The 22,236-nt window shown below is 33.1% G+C and carries 22 protein-coding genes; 20 read left to right on the top strand and 2 right to left on the bottom strand.

What is annotated here, in order from left to right:
• From ACFWDE_RS21495 to ACFWDE_RS21580, 18 genes are all read left to right on the top strand, one after another.
• A partial coding sequence (locus ACFWDE_RS21495) for a glycosyltransferase (RefSeq protein ID WP_377894576.1) occupies window positions 1-819 on the top strand: 819 nt, incomplete at its 5' end.
• Window positions 820-841: 22 nt separating this feature from the next.
• Window positions 842-1,816: a glycosyltransferase family 2 protein gene (locus ACFWDE_RS21500; RefSeq protein ID WP_377894577.1), complete on the top strand. Its 975-nt coding sequence runs from the start codon at window positions 842-844 to the stop codon at window positions 1,814-1,816.
• On the top strand, window positions 1,813-2,712 hold the full coding sequence (locus tag ACFWDE_RS21505; RefSeq protein ID WP_377894579.1) for an SP_1767 family glycosyltransferase: 900 nt from the start codon (window positions 1,813-1,815) through the stop codon (window positions 2,710-2,712). Before ACFWDE_RS21500 ends, ACFWDE_RS21505 begins: the two co-directional genes overlap by 4 nt.
• 52 nt (window positions 2,713-2,764) lie before the next feature.
• The gene (locus ACFWDE_RS21510; protein ID WP_377894581.1) at window positions 2,765-4,303 is read left to right on the top strand and encodes a lipopolysaccharide biosynthesis protein; all 1,539 of its coding nucleotides are present in this window, start codon (window positions 2,765-2,767) and stop codon (window positions 4,301-4,303) included.
• A 207-nt stretch (window positions 4,304-4,510) separates the two neighbouring features.
• Window positions 4,511-7,153: a right-handed parallel beta-helix repeat-containing protein gene (locus ACFWDE_RS21515; RefSeq protein ID WP_377894582.1), complete on the top strand. Its 2,643-nt coding sequence runs from the start codon at window positions 4,511-4,513 to the stop codon at window positions 7,151-7,153.
• Between the two features lie 157 nt (window positions 7,154-7,310).
• Window positions 7,311-7,925, top strand: a complete 615-nt coding sequence (locus tag ACFWDE_RS21520) for a sugar transferase (RefSeq protein WP_377894584.1) — start codon at window positions 7,311-7,313, stop codon at window positions 7,923-7,925.
• On the top strand, window positions 7,922-8,554 hold the full coding sequence (locus ACFWDE_RS21525; protein ID WP_377894585.1) for an acetyltransferase: 633 nt from the start codon (window positions 7,922-7,924) through the stop codon (window positions 8,552-8,554). Before ACFWDE_RS21520 ends, ACFWDE_RS21525 begins: the two co-directional genes overlap by 4 nt.
• A 59-nt stretch (window positions 8,555-8,613) precedes the next feature.
• On the top strand, window positions 8,614-9,717 hold the full coding sequence (locus ACFWDE_RS21530; RefSeq protein WP_377894617.1) for an aminotransferase class I/II-fold pyridoxal phosphate-dependent enzyme: 1,104 nt from the start codon (window positions 8,614-8,616) through the stop codon (window positions 9,715-9,717).
• A 280-nt stretch (window positions 9,718-9,997) separates the two neighbouring features.
• Complete coding sequence (locus tag ACFWDE_RS21535) at window positions 9,998-11,935, top strand: lasso peptide isopeptide bond-forming cyclase (RefSeq protein WP_377894586.1); 1,938 nt, start codon at window positions 9,998-10,000, stop codon at window positions 11,933-11,935.
• Window positions 11,936-11,950: 15 nt separating this feature from the next.
• On the top strand, window positions 11,951-12,076 hold the full coding sequence (locus tag ACFWDE_RS21540) for a paeninodin family lasso peptide (RefSeq protein ID WP_002087908.1): 126 nt from the start codon (window positions 11,951-11,953) through the stop codon (window positions 12,074-12,076).
• A 77-nt stretch (window positions 12,077-12,153) separates the two neighbouring features.
• Window positions 12,154-13,125 (top strand): aldolase, encoded by a 972-nt coding sequence (locus ACFWDE_RS21545; protein ID WP_377894588.1) that lies wholly within the window; start codon window positions 12,154-12,156, stop codon window positions 13,123-13,125.
• Window positions 13,088-13,396 carry a lasso peptide biosynthesis PqqD family chaperone gene (locus tag ACFWDE_RS21550; RefSeq protein WP_002111222.1) on the top strand — a complete coding sequence of 103 codons (309 nt, stop codon included), beginning with the start codon at window positions 13,088-13,090 and terminating at the stop codon, window positions 13,394-13,396. Before ACFWDE_RS21545 ends, ACFWDE_RS21550 begins: the two co-directional genes overlap by 38 nt.
• 36 nt (window positions 13,397-13,432) lie before the next feature.
• Entirely contained in the window at window positions 13,433-13,906 is a 474-nt protein-coding gene (locus tag ACFWDE_RS21555) for a lasso peptide biosynthesis B2 protein (RefSeq protein ID WP_377894590.1), read from the top strand.
• Between the two features lies 1 nt (window position 13,907).
• Window positions 13,908-15,095: a nucleotidyltransferase domain-containing protein gene (locus ACFWDE_RS21560; protein WP_377894592.1), complete on the top strand. Its 1,188-nt coding sequence runs from the start codon at window positions 13,908-13,910 to the stop codon at window positions 15,093-15,095.
• A gap of 11 nt (window positions 15,096-15,106) precedes the next feature.
• Entirely contained in the window at window positions 15,107-16,906 is a 1,800-nt protein-coding gene (locus tag ACFWDE_RS21565) for an ABC transporter ATP-binding protein (protein ID WP_377894594.1), read from the top strand.
• A gap of 228 nt (window positions 16,907-17,134) precedes the next feature.
• On the top strand, window positions 17,135-17,458 hold the full coding sequence (locus ACFWDE_RS21570) for a PadR family transcriptional regulator (protein ID WP_283751018.1): 324 nt from the start codon (window positions 17,135-17,137) through the stop codon (window positions 17,456-17,458).
• Window positions 17,451-17,993 (top strand): DUF1700 domain-containing protein, encoded by a 543-nt coding sequence (locus ACFWDE_RS21575; RefSeq protein WP_002111217.1) that lies wholly within the window; start codon window positions 17,451-17,453, stop codon window positions 17,991-17,993. The genes ACFWDE_RS21570 and ACFWDE_RS21575 overlap by 8 nt, the downstream gene beginning before the upstream one ends.
• Complete coding sequence (locus tag ACFWDE_RS21580) at window positions 17,994-18,806, top strand: DUF4097 family beta strand repeat-containing protein (RefSeq protein ID WP_377894596.1); 813 nt, start codon at window positions 17,994-17,996, stop codon at window positions 18,804-18,806.
• A 74-nt stretch (window positions 18,807-18,880) separates the two neighbouring features.
• On the opposite strand, the gene lexA is transcribed toward ACFWDE_RS21580, so the two are convergent.
• Window positions 18,881-19,495: a transcriptional repressor LexA gene (gene lexA, locus ACFWDE_RS21585; protein ID WP_002111215.1), complete on the bottom strand. Its 615-nt coding sequence runs from the start codon at window positions 19,493-19,495 to the stop codon at window positions 18,881-18,883.
• Between the two features lie 141 nt (window positions 19,496-19,636).
• Here lexA and ACFWDE_RS21590 point away from each other — a divergent pair, with 141 nt between their 5' ends.
• A complete protein-coding gene (locus ACFWDE_RS21590; protein WP_002128580.1) occupies window positions 19,637-20,293 on the top strand; it encodes a YneB family resolvase-like protein in 657 nt (218 codons plus the stop codon).
• A 45-nt stretch (window positions 20,294-20,338) separates the two neighbouring features.
• Window positions 20,339-20,578 (top strand): DUF896 domain-containing protein, encoded by a 240-nt coding sequence (locus ACFWDE_RS21595; protein WP_002014431.1) that lies wholly within the window; start codon window positions 20,339-20,341, stop codon window positions 20,576-20,578.
• 40 nt (window positions 20,579-20,618) lie between these two features.
• Here ACFWDE_RS21595 and ACFWDE_RS21600 read toward each other — a convergent pair whose 3' ends face one another.
• Window positions 20,619-22,202 carry a bifunctional metallophosphatase/5'-nucleotidase gene (locus tag ACFWDE_RS21600; RefSeq protein ID WP_377894597.1) on the bottom strand — a complete coding sequence of 528 codons (1,584 nt, stop codon included), beginning with the start codon at window positions 22,200-22,202 and terminating at the stop codon, window positions 20,619-20,621.
• Window positions 22,203-22,236 lie beyond the last annotated feature (34 nt).

Here is a 22,236-nt window from a genome sequence, read left to right on the forward strand (position 1 = left end):
AAATATGATATTGCAATAGCATATCAAGGACCTACAGACATAATTGATTATTATGTAGTAAATAAAGTAACTTCAGAAAAGAAGATTTCTTGGGTACATTTTGATGTTTTTCAACATCAAATTAATACCAAATTATATGAAAAATTATACGATGAGCTAGATAATATATTTGTAGTTTCTAAAGAAGCGCAAAAACATTTAATAGAGAAGTTTCCTATAGTTAAAAGTAAGACAAGTGTCTTTTTTAATATTGTACTTCCGGATTTAATAAACGAAATGGCAAAAGAAAAAATAGAATTTGATAATGGATATAAAGGTATGAAGATAGTAACAGTAGGTAGACTTTCAAAAGAAAAAGGTCAAGACCTTGCAATTAAAGTTTTATCAATTTTACGTAAAGACGGATACGATGTAAGGTGGTACTGTATCGGGGAAGGGGAAAATAGAGCGTATTATGAGACGTTAATAGGTAAGTATAATTTGAAACAGGATTTTCTATTATTAGGATCAGCAAAAAATCCGTATCCATATGTAAATCAATCAGATATATATGTTCAAACTTCTAGACATGAAGGATATTGTCTCACCTTAGCTGAGGCAAAATGTTTAAAAAAACCTATTGTAACAACTAATTTTACTGGAGCATATGAACAAATAAAAAATGGGCATAATGGTTTTATCGTCGAATGGAATGAGGAAGATTTGTATAACAAAATTAAGTATCTTTTAGATCAAAAGATAATACGTAAAAAAATAACGACGAATTTGTTGACGGAAGAATTAAATAATATAGAAAATATTGATAGAGTTTTTGGATGAATTTAAATGAAGGGAGTCAATTATGAATCCTAAAATTAGTATTATAGTACCGGTATACAAGGTTGAACGATACATTCATAAATGTATTGATTCTATATTGGCGCAAACGTTTGAAGATTTTGAATTAATACTTGTTGATGACGGTTCTCCTGATACTTGCGGAGAAATATGTGATAGATATGCAGATAAAGATATGCGGATTAAAGTAATTCATAAAGAGAACGGTGGATTATCTTCTGCGAGAAATGCCGGATTAGAAAATGCAAAGGGAGATTATATAGGGTTTGTGGATAGTGATGATTGGATAGAACCAGATATGTATGAATTATTATATGGTATGTGTGTTGAACAAGGATGTGATATAGCTATTTGTAGTAGTCAAATCCATTACAGTAATAGAATTGTAACTTCAAGTAACCATCCATTTATTATTCACGATAGAAATACTGCAATGAAGACGATGTTAGAAGGGAAATTGTATGATGAAGTCGTTTGGACTAAACTATTTAAAAGAAATTTATTGGAGGATATTAAATTTCCAGTAGGTATGTCATATGAAGATACAGCATTTACGTATAAAGTCATTCATAAGTGTAAAAAAGTATGTTTCATAGGAGAACCTAAATATCATTATATAAAGCGTGATAATAGCATGATGGATCGGGCTGTAAAAGAGCTTAAAATTGACTCCGTCTTAATTTATGATGAAATGTGTAAATTTATGGAGCGATATTATAAGGAGTTATATAGCTTAGTTATATTAAAACTAGGAAATTGTTCGATGGTAGTTTTAAATTTAATATCAATGAGCGGAAGGTTTAATGAACATAAGGTTAAATATTATAAGGTTATTGGTATATTGAATAATTATTTTTATAAAACGATGAGTTTAAAAGAGTATGGGAAAAGTGTAAAGTTCTTATTGTTTGCGACTAAGCTGCATCCATTATTGTATAAATTTTTAATAAACAATTTTGCAAAAAGGGGACAGGTATGAAGAAGTCATTGTTAAAGTTATATTATTTATATATTGGAACGAAGAATAAGGTAACCATTCAATATAACAGGATGATTACCGTGAAAAGGCAGCCTCCAACAGTGAAAACTCTTGATGAAACGCTTGACTATATTATAGGTAATAATTGTTCAGTAAGTAGATTTGGTGATGGTGAATTCGCTCTTATAAATGGAGAAAGTTTAATCTTTCAGCCGTATTCAAAAGAATTAAAGGATAGACTGGATGAAATTATTAAGAGTAATAAGGTGGGGCATTTAGTTTGTATTCCGAATATTTTTAAAGATTTAAATTGGTGCACTGAAAAATCAAGAGTATATTGGAAAAGATATTTAGAGTTAAATCGTAGCAGAATTTATAAGAGTATAAGTATGAATAAAGAATATTATGATGCATTAGTTACAAGGTTATATATAGACCATCAAGATAAGAGTATGGCTGGAATTCGCTTTGATAAAATAAAAGATGTTTGGGATGATAGAGAAGTAATTGTTATTGAAGGGGTGCAAAGTAGATTAGGGGTAGGAAACGATCTTTTTAAAAATGTTAAAACAATTGATAGGATAATATGCCCATCGAAAAATGCTTTTGCGAAGTATAGAGAAATTTTAGAGATAGCAAAGAACCAAAAAAAATCTAAATTAATATTAATTGCACTAGGTCCAACAGCTACGGTATTAGCGTATGATTTATCTTCTTATGGATATCAAACTTTAGATATTGGTCATATCGATGTAGAATATGAATGGTTTTTGAAGAAAGTAACAGAAAAACAGCCTATAAAAAATAAGTATATTGGTGAAGTAGATAATGGAACTAATGTGAATGCAATTAGTGACTTAAAGTATGAGAGTGAAATTATTGCCAGGGTAATATAATTTGATTATTTTGAATTTTTCGAAGAGATATAGTTGATGAAGGGGATTAATCATGCGAACGATGCATTCAATCAAGAACATATCAATAAGTATATTTTCTCAAATAGTTATTGTTATTCTGGGATTTATATCGAGGAAAGTTTTTTTAGATAGTTTAGGAATAGAGTATTTGGGAATAGATGGTTTATTAATTAATGTTTTATCCATGTTAGCGTTAATTGAGGCTGGTATAGGAGCAAGTATAGTATACAATTTGTACAAACCTTTGGCAGAAAATAATCAGCATAAAGTTATAGCCCTTGTTCAATTATATAAAAAAATCTATCAGATTTTGGCAATAATTATTCTAGCGATAAGTGCTATGATATATCCGTTTTTAAGCTATTTAATGAAAGATGGGGAGTCTATATCAAATGTCGCGATAATCTATTCAATATTTGTAGCAAAAAATGTAGTCACATATTTAAATGCTCATAAGAGGTCTTTAATAAATGCGGATCAAAGGGGATATATATTAGCTAGGATGGATCTCATATTCCAAGTGCTAACTACTTTGTTCAAAATATTCATACTTCTTCATACACAAAATTATATATTGTATTTAATTATAGAATTGAGCATATATACAGTTCAAAATGTGGTAAATGGTAGGATCGTGAATAAGAACTATCCTTATATAAACACAAAAAAGAAGTATTCTATAGATAAAGATACGAAAGAAAATCTAATTATAAATGTAAAGGCGATGTTTTTGCATAATATTGGAGGATATATTGTATTTGGCACGGATAATATATTGATTTCTTCTTTTTTAGGTCTTGCTACGGTCGGGATATATTCGAACTATACAATGATAATAAATCAATTATCCGCCTTAGTAAATCCTATATTAAATGGTATTGAAGCAAGTGTAGGAAATTTAATTGCAACTGAGAATAATGACAAAAATTATTCCATATTTAAAGTGACTTATCTAGTAAATTTTTGGATCTTTTCTTTTTGTACCATATTTTTATTTAATCTGTTAGAGCCATTTATAGGGTGGTGGCTTGATAAGAAGTATTTATTAAATAACATAGTTTTTGTAGTGATACTAATAAATTTTTATTTAACAGGGATGCGGACGGCGATAGCTATTTTTAAAAATAAAGCGGGATTATTTGTACAAGATAAGTATATTCCGTTAGTTGAAGCGTTAATCAATTTAAGTTTATCCATTGTATTAGTTAAAATTTTTGGATTGGTAGGTATATTCATAGGCACGGCGATAAGTACAATTGCTACTGTACTTTGGATTCAGCCTTATATTGTATATAAAAATCTTTTTAAGAAATCGGTTTTGAATTATTTTAAAACATATGTATTTTATATATTTTTAACTATAGTTACAGGTTTCATTACTACGAGTATATGTAATTATTTTATAGAAGGAGGTACTTTTATTTCGTTAGTCGGAAAGGGTGTAATTTGCTTATTAGTACCAAATGTAATATACGTTTTAGTTTTTTATAAAAGTACAGAATTTAAATATATAAGGAACATCTTTAGTATGATGTTATCAAAATTTAAAAAGGGACGGGATGTTGCTTAGGTGAAAAAATAAGTATAGATATTATATTGTTTTTAATTAGAAAACGTGAAGAATTAGCCCTAACATAATATTTATATAATGCATAGTATTCTATTAAAGGGATACGTATTTAAGCGGAATATAAAATATTTATCCCCATGTATGGATGTGAGTTGAGATTTTTTAAATAGAGGTCAACTTATATCTTAGATGGAGGTTATATATACCATGGCAAAATTTCAAGTGACATGTGTTTTGAAAGGGAATCTTCCTGTGCTAAGCGAGGGAGAATTTTGTTTTTGTATAGATACCTGTGAGTTATTTATTGGGACGAAAAAAGGAAATATTAAAGTTTCAACAGAGAATAAATTTGAGAGTTTAGTGAGGAAAATCAAAGATAATACATTAGGGGGACTCTATAACCTTAAGTCAAATAAATCACTGATTGGAGAAACAGAATCTGTTAATTTGGTTTCAGGGACTTATTTTCTTGAGTTAGAGAGATGGAATGTTAAAAATGATGGAACGGACGCTGATAATACTTCTAAAGGGATTAATAATGCATTATTATGGGCATCTCAACAAGGGTTTATAGAAGTTGTTTTACCTATGGGAATATATTTAATTGATGAGAATACACCAATTGAACCACAAAGTTTTATGACCTTAAATTTAGGTGGAGCAACTTTGAAAATAAGAGATAATGGATTAGTTAAATATGCAATCGTAAGATATCAAAGAAATCAAAAGTTTTCTCGGATTACAAATGGAAGGATTGAAGGTGATAAAGATACACACGATTATACAACGATTCCTCATACGCATGAATGGGGATATGGAATTGAAGTAGGAAATACGACTCCTATTGAGGGGAGTAATATTAGTTATATTTCGATAGATAATATGGAAATCTTAAATTGTACTGGCGACGGTATAGCGATGGAAAGTACATGGGGACAAATTGGAGAATATGATTTTGCTGGTACATTTGAAGTGGGTGGTATCAGTGATGTCGATGGTACACCAATAGTAGATACTAATAAAATTAGATCGAGCATAAAAATAGATTTGCATCATGAGAGCATTACAAAATGGGGATATTTCGGATTATATGGCGATGGGTATGGTGGAATTGGTTCGGAAATTAATACAGAATTATATGATGTGTTATTTTATAAGGCTGATAATACTTTTGTAGCTGCTACGAAAAGGATAATGTTTTTCGAAGAAGTGAATGTTCCGCAAGGCGCAGATTATGCGAAAATTGTCCTTCATCAAAGTACGGTACCTTCGAAAGATGGTTGTAAAATAACCGTTAGAATTCCAGAGTTTGCTAGAAATATATTTGTTGAAAGATGTAGAATACATCATTGTAGAAGGCTTGGAATAAGTGTATCTGGAGCAAAATATATTCACATTAGAGATTGTGAAATCTATCAAATGAAAGGTACGGCACCTCAAGGAGCAATAGATATTGAAGATGGATATCGGTTAAATCAATATATAAACATTGAACGTAATAATATATATGATAATCAGGGATATAACATTGTCGTAGTTGGTGGTAGATACATTAATATCATTCAAAATAAATTAATGAATAATTCATTAGTAGTAGGCCAGAATGTAGAGAAAGTTATCATAAATCATAATCACTTAAGAGAAGTAAGTTGTGTTTTAGGTGGGGAAGTAACTTTTGTGAATAATCAAGTGTATGCTACTCGAGTCATAATAGATCAAGGAGATAAAGAAGCGCTTATTGGTAACTGTATTTTCCATAATAGCGCGTTGGTAATGGGAAGAGATAAAGCATATTGCATTCAAGTCAACCAGTGTGAATTTTTTAGTGATCAAGATTTATTTCATTCATTTTCACAGTTAGGTTCAATAATTGGTTTCTCAACAGAACCACAAACTATATCGGATTGTGTTATTAAAGGAAGCGCTGTGGAGGGTACAAGTTTGACAGGTGTATCACCTGGTGTGAAAAATGGATGGAGATTAAGTAATGTTTCTTTTATAGATACGAAACATCCGCAAGGAATCATTGCAAATTTACCACCAGGAGTATATACAGGATGTAATTTTGAGAACAGCGGTACAATATCATTTGCTACAAAAACTCCTCAAGCAGAATATGAGTTTAATGGATGCTCATTTAGTTGGGATGCTTATAATCTGTTTATAGTTGAATCTTCTCAAACGGTAGCCATGCTAAAAGTAAAAAATAGTACTTTTAGAGGGGGAAGATGGGGCTCGGCATTCTTTTTCTGGGACATTGGAGGGAGAATAGAATTTATTAATAATGTATTTGAATACCCTAATTCGGAATCGACAGATAGTATAATTAACTTTTGGAATGAAACGTTTACAAGTGAGTATATGTTAATAGAAAATAATATATTTAGGTCAAATAAGAGTATGATAGGCGTAAATGCAAATCAGATTTCGTCTTCAATTACTTTAATCTTTAAAGATAATATTGTGGACACAGTAGTTATAAAGTTAAGGGATGAGCACATTAAGAAAGATAATTATATTAATGGTGTCTTTGATCCGTATTTTTATAGTGTAACTGAACCGACTGGGGGATTCTTCAGAGTCGGACAAATAATTAAAAATTCGAATCCAGTTGCTGGAGGGTATATAGGTTGGATTTGTCTAAATGAAGGGAATGCTAATAATACAATTTGGGAAAAGGATATAGTATATAAAATGAATGATGTTGTAAATGTTAACGGTAAAGTTTATAAGTGTAAAGTGATGAGCACTAATGGAGTAGCAGAACCTTCACAAGTAGACAGTAGTGCAGAATGGGAATATTTAAGTGAGTTAGCTGTGTTTAAATTATTTGGTAGGATAGCAGAATAGGGAATAATAGTAATGATGGATTGGTATAATTAAACAAAACAAGGGATAACTAAATTTAGTTACCCCTTGTTTTGTTTAATTGTATATAAAGTTTTAAGAGTTAATTAGCGTTAGGAGTATTAAATGTAAATAAATAAGTAAGTAAGGAGGATAGTACATGAAAAGAATTTTTGATGTATGTATTTCTTTATTATTATTATTTGTATGTTTGCTTCCTATTCTTGTAGTAGCAATCTTAGTTAGGCTGAAATTAGGGTCCCCTATACTATTTAGACAACAGCGTCCAGGACTACATGGAAAACCGTTTAATCTTTATAAGTTTCGAACTATGTTGGATAAGAGGGATAGTAATGGGGAATTACTTCCAGATCAAAATAGGCTGACTATTTTTGGGGAAGTCCTTAGAAAATATAGTTTTGATGAGTTACCACAGCTTATAAATGTTGTAAGGGGCGATTTAAGTTTAGTAGGACCACGACCATTATTGATGGAATACTTACCCCTATATTCTAGTAAACAGGCTAAAAGGCATAATGTAAAACCAGGAATTACGGGATGGGCACAAATAAATGGAAGGAATTCGATTACTTGGGAAGAAAAGTTTGAATTAGATGTATGGTATGTAGAGAAGCGTTCTTTTTTATTAGATTTGAAAATAATTGTACTTACAATAACAAAAGTACTTAAAACAGAGGGGATAAATCATGTTGGACATGTAACAATGGAGCCGTTTACTGGAGGGAAAATAGAAATAAAGGGGGAGGGGAAATGAAAATTTTGATAATAGGCCGTGGTGGGCATAGTAAGGTTGTGAAGGATATAATTTTATCAAATGAAGGGTATGAAATAGTCGGTTATTTAGATGATTTGTATACAGGTATAAATATTATAGATAATCTATATTTTGGAGCAATTGAAGATGCACAGGAAATTATTAAAAATTTTAATGATATAAATCTTGTTATTGCTATAGGGAATAATAAAGTGAGAAAAATAATTTTCAGAAGATTAAATCAACCGATTGACATATATGCTACATTAATTCATAAAACGGCCATTATAAGTCCTCAAGCTCGTGTAGGAAACGGAACGGTAATTATGCCGAATGTGGTTGTTAATGCTGATACTATCATCGGTAACCATACGATAATCAATACAGGTTCAATAATTGAACATGATAATATAATTGATGATTTTGTTCATATTTCACCACATGCTACACTTACAGGTTCTATCACTATAGAAGAGGGGGCTCATATAGGTGCCTCAGCTACTATAATTCCAGGTGTTAAAATTGGTAAGTGGTCTATCGTTGGAGCAGGCTCTGTTGTCATAAATGATTTTCCATCTAATTGTACTGCTGTTGGCATTCCTGCAAAAGTTATTAATGTAGTAAATTAAGAGGGGGATGAAGAATCGTGATAAAAAGTAAGGATAAAATATATCTTTCTTCACCACATATGAGTGGGAATGAACAAAAATATATTCAAAATGCGTTTGATACAAATTGGATTGCTCCTCTTGGACCAAATGTTGATGGATTTGAAAGAGAACTTGCATCTTTTGTAGGAGTTAATGGTGGAGCTGCAGTAAGTTCGGGAACGGCTGCTATTCATTTGGCGTTGCAATTATTAGATGTTCAAAAGGGAGATACTGTATTTTGTTCAAGTTTTACTTTTGTAGCGAGTGCGAATCCGATTGTTTATTTGGGAGCTACACCAGTTTTTATTGATTCAGAACGAGATACATGGAATATGTCACCGCAAGCGTTGGAGCATGCATTGCATGATGCGGATAAAGAAGGGGAATTACCAAAGGCCGTTATCGTTGTTCATTTGTATGGACAAAGTGCTAAAATTGATGAGATTCTTTTGTTATGTAATAAGTATAATGTTCCTATAATAGAAGATGCAGCAGAATCTCTAGGATCTACATATAAAGGAAAAGCAAGCGGTACATTCGGGAGGTTTGGGGTTTATTCATTTAACGGAAATAAAATCATTACAACTTCGGGTGGTGGAATGCTTGTATCTGATGATGTGGAAGCATTAGAGAAAGCGAGGTTTTTAGCGACTCAAGCAAGAGAGCCAGCACCTCATTACCAGCATAGTCAAATAGGTTACAATTATAGAATGAGTAATATATTAGCTGGCGTTGGGAGAGGGCAATTAGAAGTGTTAGAAGATAGAGTGAGGGCTAGAAGGCGTATATTTAATCGGTATTATGAAGAGTTATCTCACATACCGGGATTTTATTTTATGCCGGAATTAGAAAATACTCACTCGAATCGCTGGCTTACAACAATGATGATTGATGAAAAGGCATCTGGTATCTCTATTGAAAAATTATTGACAACCTTAGCTGAAGAGAATATTGAAGCGCGTCCTACATGGAAGCCACTGCATATGCAGCCACTTTTTAAAGAAAGTAAGTATTATTCTCATCAGAAAGATAATGATGTATCTAAAAGATTATTTGAACAGGGGGTTTGTCTTCCATCGGGTTCCAATATGATGGATGAGGATCACCGGAGAGTTATTCAGGCTATTATAAATATTATATAACATGGAATAATTCACAGAGAAACAAGTACGTTGATGTTCATTATAATGAACATCAACGTTGTCTATTTGGTGTATATTTCCATTGATATATTGACGAAAAAGTAATGTGATGATAATTTTAATGTATCTATATCTATTTTGATAGGGAAGTTAGAGTGTGTGCTTGATTGGGAGTTGAAATGTATGTTTTTGTTCTTTAAAAAGAATTCGGTCAAGGGAGAAAAGTTGTATTAAATAAAAAGAACCTTTGCGGTAACTTGTTGTATAAGGGGTGGGGAAAATGAGTGCTATAACAGGTATTATTCATTTTAATGAAGAAACTATATCGATTCAGCATGGCACACAGTTAATGAGTTATTTACAAAAGTACCCTGCTGATGATATTCAAATATGGCATAAAGAAAATGTTTTTCTAGGATGTCACGCACAGTGGATCACACCAGAATCTGTTGGTGAACAATTACCCTTTTATAATTACGAAAAGCAACTGGCAATTACAGCAGATGCTATTATTGATAATCGTAATGAGTTATTTGAAAAATTACAAGTGGATTATGCAGATAGAAAAAACATGACAGATAGTGAGTTGATTTTACTCTCTTATCAGAAGTGGGGGGAAGCGGCTCCAAAATATTTGGTAGGCGATTTTGCCTTTATGATTTGGGATGAGAAAAAACAAACCCTTTTTGGAGCCAGAGATTTTTCGGGAAGCCGAACCCTTTATTTTTATCGTGGTGAGGAAAAGTTTGCTTTTTGCACTATTATAAATCCGTTATTTACTCTACCATATGTTGAGAAAAAATTGAATGAGCAGTGGATTGCTGAATTTTTAGCTATACCTGTAAATTTCGAATCAGTAGATTCACAGCAAACAGTTTATAAATATATAGAACAGGTGCCTCCATCACACACTATTTCGGTAAAGAATGGCAAAGTTAATTTTTCGCGATACTATACACCAACTACTGGGAAAATGCTTAATTTAAAATCAAATGAAGAGTATGAAGAGGCATTTCGAGATGTGTATCAAAGTGCAGTGAAGGCACGTTTAAGAACACATCACAAAGTAGGAGCTCATTTGAGCGGAGGGCTAGACTCTGGTTCTGTCGTTAGCTTTGCTGCAAAAGATTTACGTGCTGAAAATAAAAAATTACATACGTTTAGTTATGTCCCAGTAGAAGGATTTGTAGATTGGACACACAAAGGTAGGATAGCCGACGAAAGACCATTTATTCAATCAACTGTAAAGCATGTAGGGAATATACAGGATTATTATTTAGAACTGCCGGAGAGAAGCCCACTATCGGAAATTGATGATTGGCTGGAAACAATGGAGATGCCATATAAATTTTTTGAGAATACTTTTTGGTTGAGTGGAGTTTATGAAAAAGCATCTCAACATGGAATAGGGGTACTCCTTAGTGGTCAAAGAGGTAATTGGACAGTATCGTGGGGGCCTATTTTAGATTATCAGGCAATGTTGTTAAAAAAGCTACATTGGATGCGTTTTTATCGTGAACTATATTTATATAGTAGAAATCTAGGAGTGAAAAAATCACGTGTTTTTGAAGTGGTAAAAAGAAAGGCATTTCCATTTTTGCATCAGTTACTTTCTTCAGAGGAACAAGATGTTTTTCCTAGGATAATCAATCCGGAATTTGCAAAAAAAATGAATGTTTTTGATAGACTCAAAGAACAGGATATTGATATAACAGGTACCTCTATCTCAAATGCATATGACATGAAAAGAGAACAGTTTGAAAAAACATATTATTGGAGCATAAATGGAACGTATGAAACGAAACTATCGTTACGTTATGCTTTATGGGATCGTGATCCTACAAATGACTTACGGATTGTTCAATTTTGTTTATCAGTCCCGGAAGAACAGTATGTTCAAAATGGTGTAGATCGATCTCTTATCCGGAGAGCCACAAAAAATTTACTTCCTGATAAAGTACGATTAAATCAACGGGTTCGGGGTGTTCAAGGTGCAGATGGTGTTTACCGTATGGCTCCTTTTTGGAATGAATTCATTGAGGAAGTTGAAGAACTTAGTGTAGATCCAATAATCTCTGAATTTCTAAATGTAGAGGTAATTAAGAAAGCTATCTCGAAAATCTGTAAAGAACCTCGACCAGAGTATGCATTTGATCTAGATTTTAGAGTTTTAATGCGCAGCTTAATCTTCTATCGATTTATAAAAAAATCAATATGAAAGGAGGTGATATGTATGAAAAAGGAATGGAAACAACCTGTATTAGAAGTACTTAATATTAATATGACTATGGCGGGGCCTGGACATAAATATCCTGACTCGATTCAACCTGATCCAGATGATCCGGTGAAGTATAGTTAAGTCACTGGAAAATAAAGCTCTTATATAACTTTGTTATATAAGAGCTTTCAAAAAATTGACAATGTGGGGTGAATAGGATGATCAATTCTATGGAGAATGTGTTATACAAAGCCTTCGGGTTAAAAATAGTAAGTGAAATCCCATTACCCGAATTGTCTCAGCTGAATGAAAAGAAAGAAATGGCGGATGTTCAAATTGAAATAACGGATTTATCTGAACGATGGGATAAATATAGCGAAGAACAGCAAAAAACAATTGTAGTGGAAGATGATGTAGTGATGTTTCATGTTCCTCAGACTGCAATATTTTCTGTCCAAGCGGGCGAGAAAATTACTTTTTTACCTATGCCAGGGGCGGAAGAAAATAAAATACGACTATATATTCTGGGGACTTGTATGGGTGCACTTTTGATGCAACGCAAAGTACTTCCGTTGCATGGAAGTGTAATGGCTATAGATGGAAAAGCATATGCTTTAATTGGTGATTCAGGGGCTGGAAAATCAACTTTAGCCTCGGCTTTTTTGAGTAAAGGATATCAACTTTTAAGTGATGATATAGTTGCTGTGTCTCTTTTATGTAAGAATACCCCGATAGTTGATCCGTCTTACCCACAACAAAAATTATGGAAAGAAAGTTTAGATGAGTTTGGAATGGAAAAAGAGCAATTTAGCCCTTTGTTCGAAAGGGAAACGAAGTATGCTGTTCCTGTTAATTCTCAATTTTTTCCCGATCCATTACCTCTTGCTGGTGTTATTGAATTAGTAAAAACGCAGGGAGAAGATATTGAGATGACCCGTATTGAAGGTCTCACACGCTTGTGTAAATTATACCAACATACTTTTAGGAATTCTTTGATTTCTAAATTAGGATTGATGGAATGGCATTTTGAAACTTCATCTAATATTGCAAGTGGAATGGAAATGTTTCAATTAAGACGCCCGGCTTCGAGATTTACAGCTCATGAGCTTGTGCAAGTTATTTTAAATACTATACAGAAAGGGAGTATGGCTGATGGTTGTTCATTCGCGAAAAATATCATTAGAACATAATGTTGTACAGAGTGAAGGTAATATAGTAAGCGATATGGATGGAGAAAAAGTTATGTTAAATGTCCAAAAAGGAAATTATTATAACTTAGGTGAAATAGGCGGAGAAATATGGGAGCTTATTGAAAAGCCGATAATAATTAATCAGCTTGTTACTATGTTAGTATCTAACTATGATATTGAACGAAAAGATTGTGAAGAGCAAGTTCTTTCCTTTTTAGAGTGTTTGTTTCAAGAAGGTTTAATTCAAATAAAAGACCACCCTAATAAGTAGATTCATAACTTTAAGAGAATTGTTAGGGAGGGATTAATGAATATTGTGAAAAGGTTAAGGATATTTTTATCATTGAACACAAAAACAAAATTTTTACTTTTTGAGGCTTTTATTTTCTTAGGGTGGGCACGTGTACTAAAAAGTAGTACATTTTCCAAAGTTGCATCTTCTTTAGGAGATTACATGAACGAAACATCATTTACTCACATTCAGCCAAACTGGGATACACTAAATAAGGTGTCCGAAGCTATTTCTGTTATGAGTCGTTATACTTTTTGGGAAAGTCAGTGCCTTGTTAAAGCTATAGCTGGGATGAAAATGCTCGAAAAACGTCATATTGATAGTACTCTTTATTTAGGAACCGCTAAGGATAATAATGGGGAATTAATTGCGCATGCATGGTTACGTAGCGGTTCTTTTTATGTTACTGGATCAGAGGGGATGGAGAAGTTTACTGTCGTTGGATCATTTGCAAAGAGGTTAAGTGAGGACACTATTAAAGGAGAATAAAATGAGGGATGATTTTAATCTTGATGTAGAGTTCATGTCTAAGGAATTGAAATTTCTTTTTGCAATTTTGAAGTTACAAGATGACGAAACACTGCAAACTTACAGTAGGGAATGGTTTGCAGATATTGATTGGGAAGTTTTTCTTGAGCAAGCTATGCATCATCGTGTTTATCCGGTGATTTATCAAAAACTTAAACAGGTAGATGAGGAACGAATTCCTTCACATATTGTACAAACTTTAAATAGAAAATATAAAAATAATACATTTCAAATGCTTTATTTAAGTGCTGAAATGGAACGAATGAATAAACTTTTTAATGAAAATGAGATTCGTACGATGTTTCTAAAAGGGCCTGTACTATCTCAGGACTTATATGGAGATATTTCTTTGCGAACATCCTGCGATTTGGACGTTCTCATTCCTATTCAAAATTTAGAAAAAGTAGAAAAACTACTTTTAGAGCAGGGGTATGTAAAAGATGATTATATTCAAACGATATTAAGTGATTGGAAATGGAGGCATCACCATATAACATTTTTCCATCCAACAAGGCGGATCAAACTTGAAATTCATTGGAGGTTAAATCCCGGACCCGGTAAGGAACCTGGGTTTGAAGAGCTTTGGAAGCGAAAGAGAAAAAGTACACTTACGAGTAATTCGGTATATATGTTAGGAAAGGAAGACTTATTTTTATTTCTTGTATCTCATGGTGCCAGACATGGTTGGTCCAGGTTACGTTGGTTAGTAGACATAAAAAAAATTGTCAATCAAGATCTTAACTGGAATGAGATTCATAAATTAATGAGGAAATACCAAATACTTCATTTAGGAGGACAAGCATTAATTTTGGCATCACAATTGCTAGGTACACGACTAAATGAAAGAATGACGGAATTAGTAGCTAAAAAACATTCGAAGCAGCTAGCACAAGAAGCACTGTTTTATTTCGAGAAAATGATAAACTTGCATTCTGAACCTGTTCCTGAAGAAGTACTTGCTTATCATAGTAGACATTTATTTTCACTGATGTCTAATCAGCAAAAAATTATATTTATTTTGAGCCAACTTTATCCTTATCCAATTGATGCAAAAACATTACCGTTACCTAAATCTCTTCATTTTTTATATTTTCCTTTACGTCCGTTTCTATGTCTTTGGAGGAAAACAAAGGAGCTTGCTTTGTTATAGGGGGAACATCGATGAATCATATTATATATTTTATGAAGAAATTATATTCTTCTGCAGGGAAAATTCTGTATGTGAATTTGTTTGGTATGGTTTTAATAAGTTTACTTGAAGGGATAGGTATTATTTTATTAATTCCTATGATAAGTATGACTGGAATAATCAATGTAGGTGAGGAGACTGCTTTTATTGCACCTGTCTATAGATTTTTACAGGATTTCCCTAAAACAATAAGTCTAATTTCTATTTTAGGTATATATATACTAATAGTGTTAGGTCAAAATCTACTACAAAGAAACATAACGCTAAGGGATGCGAGAACGCAACAAGCTTTTGTACGAGAATTAAGAATAGAAACATATAGTATGATTCTAAAAGCGAAGTGGAGTTTTTTTTTAGAGAAAAGGAAAACAAATCTAATAAATATATTAACTACAGAATTAGCTCGCGTAAGTTATGGGGTTAATTTAATTTTACAATTGTTAGCTGCTATTCTGTTTACATTCATACAGGTGGGGATTGCGTTTTTATTATCTCCCCAAATAACTATATTTGTTTTGGTCTTTGGCTTATTATTCTTGGTAGCTTCTCGTGTTTTTATAAAAAAAGCACGAATACTAGGCGGTAAGACCTCAAAATTGGCACAAGGCTATCTTTCTGGTATAATAGATCATTTTAATGGAATTAAAGATATAAAGAGTAATACTTTGGAAGCATCACGTTTAGATTGGTTACAATCTATAACAGGAAAGATGAGTAACGAACAAATGGAGTATATGAGAATAAGATCGAACTCTCAATTGTTTTATAAAGTTTCAATGGCTATTTTAATTGCATTTTTTATATTATTATCAGTAAGTATATTTAAAGCTCAACCGGCCCAATTACTATTAATCATACTCATTTTTTCGAGACTATGGCCACGATTCATGACAATTCAGTCAAATTTAGAACAGCTTGCTGCGAGTATTCCTGCTTTTAAGTCATTATGGGAATTACAAGAGGAATGTAATGAAGCGATTGAAATGCAGGATATACATCAGCAAAAAAATATAAAGCCGATTTGTATAGAACAGGGTATTGAATGTAAGGATATTTATTTTCGGTATAATAAGAAGGAGCATTTGTATGCACTTCAAAATATTAATGTGCAAATACCAATCAATAGTATGACGGCTATTGTGGGACATTCGGGAGCTGGGAAGAGTACATTAATCGATGTTTTAATGGGATTGATTCAACCAGAGAAAGGTCAAGTATTAATAGATGGAACTCCTCTTACAAGTGAAAAATTATTGTCATTGAGACGGGCTATTAGTTATGTGCCACAAGATCCTTTCTTATTTAATGCAAGCATAAGAGAAAATTTATTGATGATTGAGCCGAATGCGAGTGAAGAACAAATTTGGACTGCATTAGATTTTGCGGCGGCAGCTGAATTTGTACGAATACTTCCAAAAGGGCTTGATACTCTAATTGGAGATCGCGGAGTGAGACTTTCAGGTGGTGAACGTCAACGACTTGTACTAGCTCGAGCTATTTTAAGACAACCATCCATTTTAGTATTAGATGAAGCTACGAGTGCATTAGATACTGAAAATGAGGTAAAGATCCAATCAGCAATAGAAAGATTGAAAGGAACGATGACTATTGTTGTTATTGCGCATCGGTTATCTACGATCCGTAATGCAGATCAAGTTATTGTTTTAGGAAAAGGTGAAATTGTTCAAAAAGGTGAATTTAATCAATTGGCTAAAGAGAGAAAAGGTGTGTTTCGAAATTTATTGGGCTCACAAATGGAAGTTGGTTCTTAGAGGAGCAAGAGTGAATGAAATCGTGTATGAATGTAATTCGAATTGAATAAAAGCCCGAATAATGATCAGCTACAACAGGATCTTATTAGGGCTTTTATTTGTGCTATTTCTAAATTTTAGGAATAAATATAGTTTAGTACCTTGCAATAAATAGTACCAAGTGGTATATTGTGGATATAACAGGTACCGTGTATTGAACAGTACTGAAATAAGAAAGGGGGATTGTCCTTGAACGTTCAGTTTAAAAAAGGTGTGTTAGAACTGTGTGTATTGGCGCTTGTAAAACGTAAGGATTGTTATGGTTATGAACTTGTTCAGCAAATTTCAAATAAATTTTTAATATCGGAAGGTTCTGTATATCCGCTATTACGTCGTTTAACGAAAGAGGAATATTTTCAAACATATTTAAAAGAATCCACGGAAGGACCGCCCCGTAAATATTATCAACTAACAGAGCAAGGGGAGACGCAACTTACGTTATTAGTAACAGAGTGGCGTGATTTTTCTAAAGGTGTTCAAGAAATTATTGAAGGGGTGGAATGGGATGAGTAAAGAACAGTTTCTCAAAGAATTATCAAGTCATCTTAGAAAGTTACCAGAAGAAGAGCGACAAGATATTTTATTTGATTATGAAGAGCACTTTCAGTTTGGGATGGAAGAGGGGAAAACTGAATCAGAAATAATAAAGGGGCTTGGTTCTCCGAAAGTAATTGCGAAAGACTTGCTTGCTTTGTATCGCTTTGATGAGATGAAAAAAGATCCATCAACTTCGAATGTAACAAGAGCTGTCCTGGCAGCGGTTGGACTTAGTTTGTTTAATTTTATTATTGTGTTAGGCCCATTAATTGCAATTATAGCTTTTATATTTTCCTTTTGGGTCGGTGGTATTGCTAGTGTAGTGACACCATTTTTCGTTATTGTAAAAGTATTTATGGGTACTTTTATATGGTTGGATCTTTTCGTTAGTATAACGTTTGTTGGAGTAGGTTTGTTGTTATGTATTGTAGCTTATTATAGTACGAAGTGGTTTAAAAGATTATGTGTACGCTATGTAGTATGGAACTTCAAAATGATAAAAGGGGAGTAGATGATGAAAAAAATATTATTAGTAGCTATCGCTTGTATCATTATTGGAGTAATAGGGATTTCACAAACATATAAGAAAGCAGTAGAAACTGTAGAGAAAGGAAATAAGGAAGAAGTTATTAAAAACGAAATGCTAAAAAATGTGGAAGTTAAGTTAGATGCTGGAGATATTGTTGTCCAAAAATCTCCTGATTCCTCTTTTTATGTAAAGCAAACAGGAGACGTAAGTAAACAGGAGATTCGTATTGCTGAAGATGGTGACACATTAAAAGTCATAGGGGAAATAGAAAAAGGTATTTCATTTGATTTTTCATTTTACAATTTTGGATTTCAAACGCCTATATTGACTATATTAGTACCTGAACGTCCTTATCAAGAGATAAAAGTGAATTCATCCGCTGGACAAATAGAAATAAGTAATGTGAAAAGTGACCGCGTAAGTGTTGAAACACTCGCCGGAGAAGTGGATTTGAAACATGTAACAGCAAAGAGTGTGGAGGGGTCTACAAAAGCTGGTGAGGTGAATTTTAAAAAAGTAATAGGGAAAGTAACAGCAAAAACGGCTAGTGGGGATATAGATATTATTGATCATGATTCTAAATATGATTTAGAGGCAAGTTCAACTGCTGGAGATGTAGATATTACTTTATTGGAAAAACCACAAGATGCAGTTATAACTGGGCAAACCGCTGCTGGAGACGTGACAATTTTTAATGAAGAAAATAAAAATATAAAGATTGGTAATGGTAGTAAAAAGATTAGCGGTAAAACTGCTGCTGGAGATGTTACTATTGAAACGCATTCTTTTGAATGAACGGAAATCTATCAAAATATAAAAAGAAGATAATTACCTATATAAATAAGGGAATTATCTTCTTTTTATTATTTTTAATGTAAATCACGATATACGCCAATTACTTTTCCGATAACTGACACTTGTTTTAAAATAATAGGTTCTAGTGAAGAGTTTTCCGGTTGTAGACGGAAATAATCTTTTTCTTTATAGAAACGTTTAACAGTAGCTTCGTTATCTTCTGTTAAAGCAACTACAATTTCACCGTTGTTTGCAGACTGTTGTTGGCGAACAACAACTAAATCACCATCAAAGATACCAGCTTCAATCATGCTATCTCCAGAAATGCGTAACATAAACACTTGATCTGCTCCAGCAACGATACTTGCTGGAAGTGGGAAGTGATCTTCTACACTTTCGACTGCTGTAATCGGTAAACCGGCAGTAACTTTTCCGACGATTGGAACTTGAATAACTGACTGTGTTTCTATTCGGTTGTCACCTAAAATTTCAATTGCGCGTGGTTTTGTTGGGTCGCGTCGAATATATCCTTTTTCTTCTAGTCGTGATAAATGTCCGTGCACTGTAGAACTAGAAGCAAGGCCGACTGCTTGACCGATTTCACGTACGGAAGGTGGATATCCTTTTTCTTGTACTTTTAGCTTAATAAAGTCGAGAATGTCTTGCTGGCGTTTCGTTAACTTTTCCATGTTTTCTAACACCTCGTTTTCTTTCATTTTTCTTATTATTAAGTATAACATGCGAAAAAACATTCTACAAACATAAGTTCGAACGAAAGGCAAATTTATGATACACTATAAGGAAGATATAGTGAGAAAGAAGGGTTCAAAATGAATGCAATTATTTATGCACGTGTGAGCACAACAAAAGAAGAACAGGAAACATCATTATTGCGTCAAAAAGATGAATTATTGCATTTAGCTGAGCGCTATCAAATGGATGTTACAAAGGTAATTGAGGAGCAGGCTAGCGGTTATACAATTGAACGTGATGGCATATTAGAAGTGCTAGATACAATTCGAGATGAACAAGTTGATGTACTACTTATACAAGATGAAACGCGTCTTGGTAGAGGAAATGCAAAGATTGCGTTAATGCATTGTTTACATAAAGAGGGGATAAAAGTTTATACGCACACGCATAGTGGTGAATTACAGCTTTCAGATTCTGATTCGATGGTGCTAAATATAATTGGGATCGTTGAAGAGTATCAAAGAAAGATCCACAATTTAAAAATTAAACGTGGCATGCAAAGAGCAGTGGAGAAAGGATTTCGTCCAGAGAATAATTTGAAAAATCGTCATTTAAGCGTAGGACGTGAGAAAAAAGAAGTGCCAATTGAGGAAATTGTACGTTTGCGCCGGAATGAATTAACTTTTGAAGAAATTGCAGCAACACTTCGTGGTTTTGGTCATGATGTTTCAAAAGCAACTGTACATCGAAGGTATGTAGAATATACAAAGCAATTGCTTGATAAAGAGGACTAACTATTGTATGATAATAATCAGTTTTGAGTAGAAGGGGGATTCGAGATGCCAAGTCAAGAACTCATTGAACGCATTAACTTCTTAGCGAAAAAAGCAAAAGCTGAAGGCTTAACTGAAGAAGAACAACGTGAGCGCCAATCGCTACGTGAACAATATTTAAAAGGATTTCGTCAAAATATGTTAAACGAATTAAAAGGAATTAAAGTCGTTAACGAAGAAGGAACGGATGTTACACCGGCGAAATTAAAAGCTTTAAAAAAGCAAGATAATGCAAAATTAAATTAAAAGATGGGCATAGCCCATCTTTTTTTATTTGTTAAATTCGTTATTTAATAACTTTCCAGTTGTGATTGACTGTTGCTTCTATCCTTTTGTGCTTCAATATATAGTTAGCGATAAGTTCAGACATATCTGTTGGTATGTCTTTTACTACTAGCTTATTTTGAAACATAAAGAAGTTCCCTCCGCCACTTGCGCGATAATTATTCATAACAACGTCATATTCTTCATTTATATTAAGGGGAGCGCCTTTATACTGTAAAGATTCTACTCTCTCGCCAATTGGTTTTGAAATGTTTAATACGTACGAAATCCCTTCCCACATATCGTAATTATAGTGTTGCGGCTTTGGTTCTATGTAGGTAGGGGTTACGATGATGGATCCATCTGCTTTTAATGTGAAATAAGAAGCAGAGAGTTCGAGAGCATCTTTTATATCCGCTCCGGTTATTCTAATTACTTTTAATGTATTTGGATAAATATAATTAGAAACGATGTCACGCATTGTTACATGTTTCGGGAAACCTGGAGATGTATTATGGAACAAACTTGTGCAAGAAATTGAAACATTAGCTATATCCATCTGTATTTTATTTATGAATTCAATAAAAGGATGGTCTTGCAAACGAGTTTGCATAGCATCTGAAATTTGCATGTCCCCATAGATTAGTCCAATAGGTTTATCAAGCCAATTTTGTGTTTTCTCTTCATAATTGGCAACCAAGGAAAGAACATCTTGGTCTGCCGCAATTCCTTGTACGGGCAATAACTCTGAATAACTCTCTTTTTTCACCCATTTTTGTTCTGCTTTTTCGAATGTTACTGTTACTTTTCCAACTGAGTGTCCATTGCATCCGGTCTGTAAAATTGTTACACCATTAATCACGGTGTGAGCGATTTCTCGGTGTTGGTGGCCTGTTAGTAAAATATCTATGCCTTCAATTTCATGGCACATTGAATATCCTTGGTTTTCACCTGTTAAAACTTCAGTCGGTACCCCGGTTTGTAAATCGCGTTCAAATCCCCCGTGATAGGCTACGACTAGTAAATCTGGTTTTTCATGTTTACGGATGTAAGAAACCCATTTTTTTGTTGTTTCAAATGCATCTTCAAATTGTAAATCTTTAATATGATGTGCTTGTTCCCAATGGGGGATGTAATGCGTTGTCACCCCTAAAATAGCAATTTTTATATTTGATTCAATATGTTTTGTTATATATGGTTTCCCGAAATAAGGTTCTTTTCTGTTTTTATCTAAAATGTTTGCTGATAGATAAGGGAAATTTGCAGTAGCCACAGCATTATTTAATATATCCATTCCATAATTAAATTCATGATTTCCGATAATTGCAATGTCATACTCTAAGTAGTTGGCTAATAAGGACATTGGGTTTTCCATATCTTTTTCGTATGTAGCGTAATGATAAGTAAATGGTGTTCCTTGAATGAAGTCCCCGTTATCAATTAAAAGAACGTTTGTGTTTTGAGAACGTTCTTTTTTTATAAGAGTGGAAATCTTAGCTAAACCAATGTCTGCTTGGGAGTTATCTTGGTAGTGAATTGGATAAACAGTACCATGTATATCGCTTGTTAATAAGATGTTTAAAGTTACAATTTGATTTTGATTCAATATCATTCACCTTTTCTATTGTTATCTACTAATT

Source organism: Bacillus sp. NPDC060175 (assembly GCF_042728695.1).
Lineage (GTDB): Bacteria > Bacillota > Bacilli > Bacillales > Bacillaceae_G > Bacillus_A.

What these genes read in the sequence shown, in the direction of transcription:
- ACFWDE_RS21500 (WP_377894577.1), top strand. Translation starts at nt 842, where the DNA reads ATGAATCCTAAAATTAGTATTATAGTACCGGTATACAAGGTTGAACGA.
- ACFWDE_RS21505 (WP_377894579.1), top strand. Translation starts at nt 1,813, where the DNA reads ATGAAGAAGTCATTGTTAAAGTTATATTATTTATATATTGGAACGAAG.
- ACFWDE_RS21510 (WP_377894581.1), top strand. Translation starts at nt 2,765, where the DNA reads ATGCGAACGATGCATTCAATCAAGAACATATCAATAAGTATATTTTCT.
- ACFWDE_RS21515 (WP_377894582.1), top strand. Translation starts at nt 4,511, where the DNA reads ATGGCAAAATTTCAAGTGACATGTGTTTTGAAAGGGAATCTTCCTGTG.
- ACFWDE_RS21520 (WP_377894584.1), top strand. Translation starts at nt 7,311, where the DNA reads ATGAAAAGAATTTTTGATGTATGTATTTCTTTATTATTATTATTTGTA.
- ACFWDE_RS21525 (WP_377894585.1), top strand. Translation starts at nt 7,922, where the DNA reads ATGAAAATTTTGATAATAGGCCGTGGTGGGCATAGTAAGGTTGTGAAG.
- ACFWDE_RS21530 (WP_377894617.1), top strand. Translation starts at nt 8,614, where the DNA reads ATGAGTGGGAATGAACAAAAATATATTCAAAATGCGTTTGATACAAAT.
- ACFWDE_RS21535 (WP_377894586.1), top strand. Translation starts at nt 9,998, where the DNA reads ATGAGTGCTATAACAGGTATTATTCATTTTAATGAAGAAACTATATCG.
- ACFWDE_RS21540 (WP_002087908.1), top strand. Translation starts at nt 11,951, where the DNA reads ATGAAAAAGGAATGGAAACAACCTGTATTAGAAGTACTTAATATTAAT.
- ACFWDE_RS21545 (WP_377894588.1), top strand. Translation starts at nt 12,154, where the DNA reads ATGATCAATTCTATGGAGAATGTGTTATACAAAGCCTTCGGGTTAAAA.
- ACFWDE_RS21550 (WP_002111222.1), top strand. Translation starts at nt 13,088, where the DNA reads ATGGTTGTTCATTCGCGAAAAATATCATTAGAACATAATGTTGTACAG.
- ACFWDE_RS21555 (WP_377894590.1), top strand. Translation starts at nt 13,433, where the DNA reads ATGAATATTGTGAAAAGGTTAAGGATATTTTTATCATTGAACACAAAA.
- ACFWDE_RS21560 (WP_377894592.1), top strand. Translation starts at nt 13,908, where the DNA reads ATGAGGGATGATTTTAATCTTGATGTAGAGTTCATGTCTAAGGAATTG.
- ACFWDE_RS21565 (WP_377894594.1), top strand. Translation starts at nt 15,107, where the DNA reads ATGAATCATATTATATATTTTATGAAGAAATTATATTCTTCTGCAGGG.
- ACFWDE_RS21575 (WP_002111217.1), top strand. Translation starts at nt 17,451, where the DNA reads ATGAGTAAAGAACAGTTTCTCAAAGAATTATCAAGTCATCTTAGAAAG.
- ACFWDE_RS21580 (WP_377894596.1), top strand. Translation starts at nt 17,994, where the DNA reads ATGATGAAAAAAATATTATTAGTAGCTATCGCTTGTATCATTATTGGA.
- lexA (WP_002111215.1), bottom strand. Translation starts at nt 19,495, where the DNA reads ATGGAAAAGTTAACGAAACGCCAGCAAGACATTCTCGACTTTATTAAG.
- ACFWDE_RS21590 (WP_002128580.1), top strand. Translation starts at nt 19,637, where the DNA reads ATGAATGCAATTATTTATGCACGTGTGAGCACAACAAAAGAAGAACAG.
- ACFWDE_RS21595 (WP_002014431.1), top strand. Translation starts at nt 20,339, where the DNA reads ATGCCAAGTCAAGAACTCATTGAACGCATTAACTTCTTAGCGAAAAAA.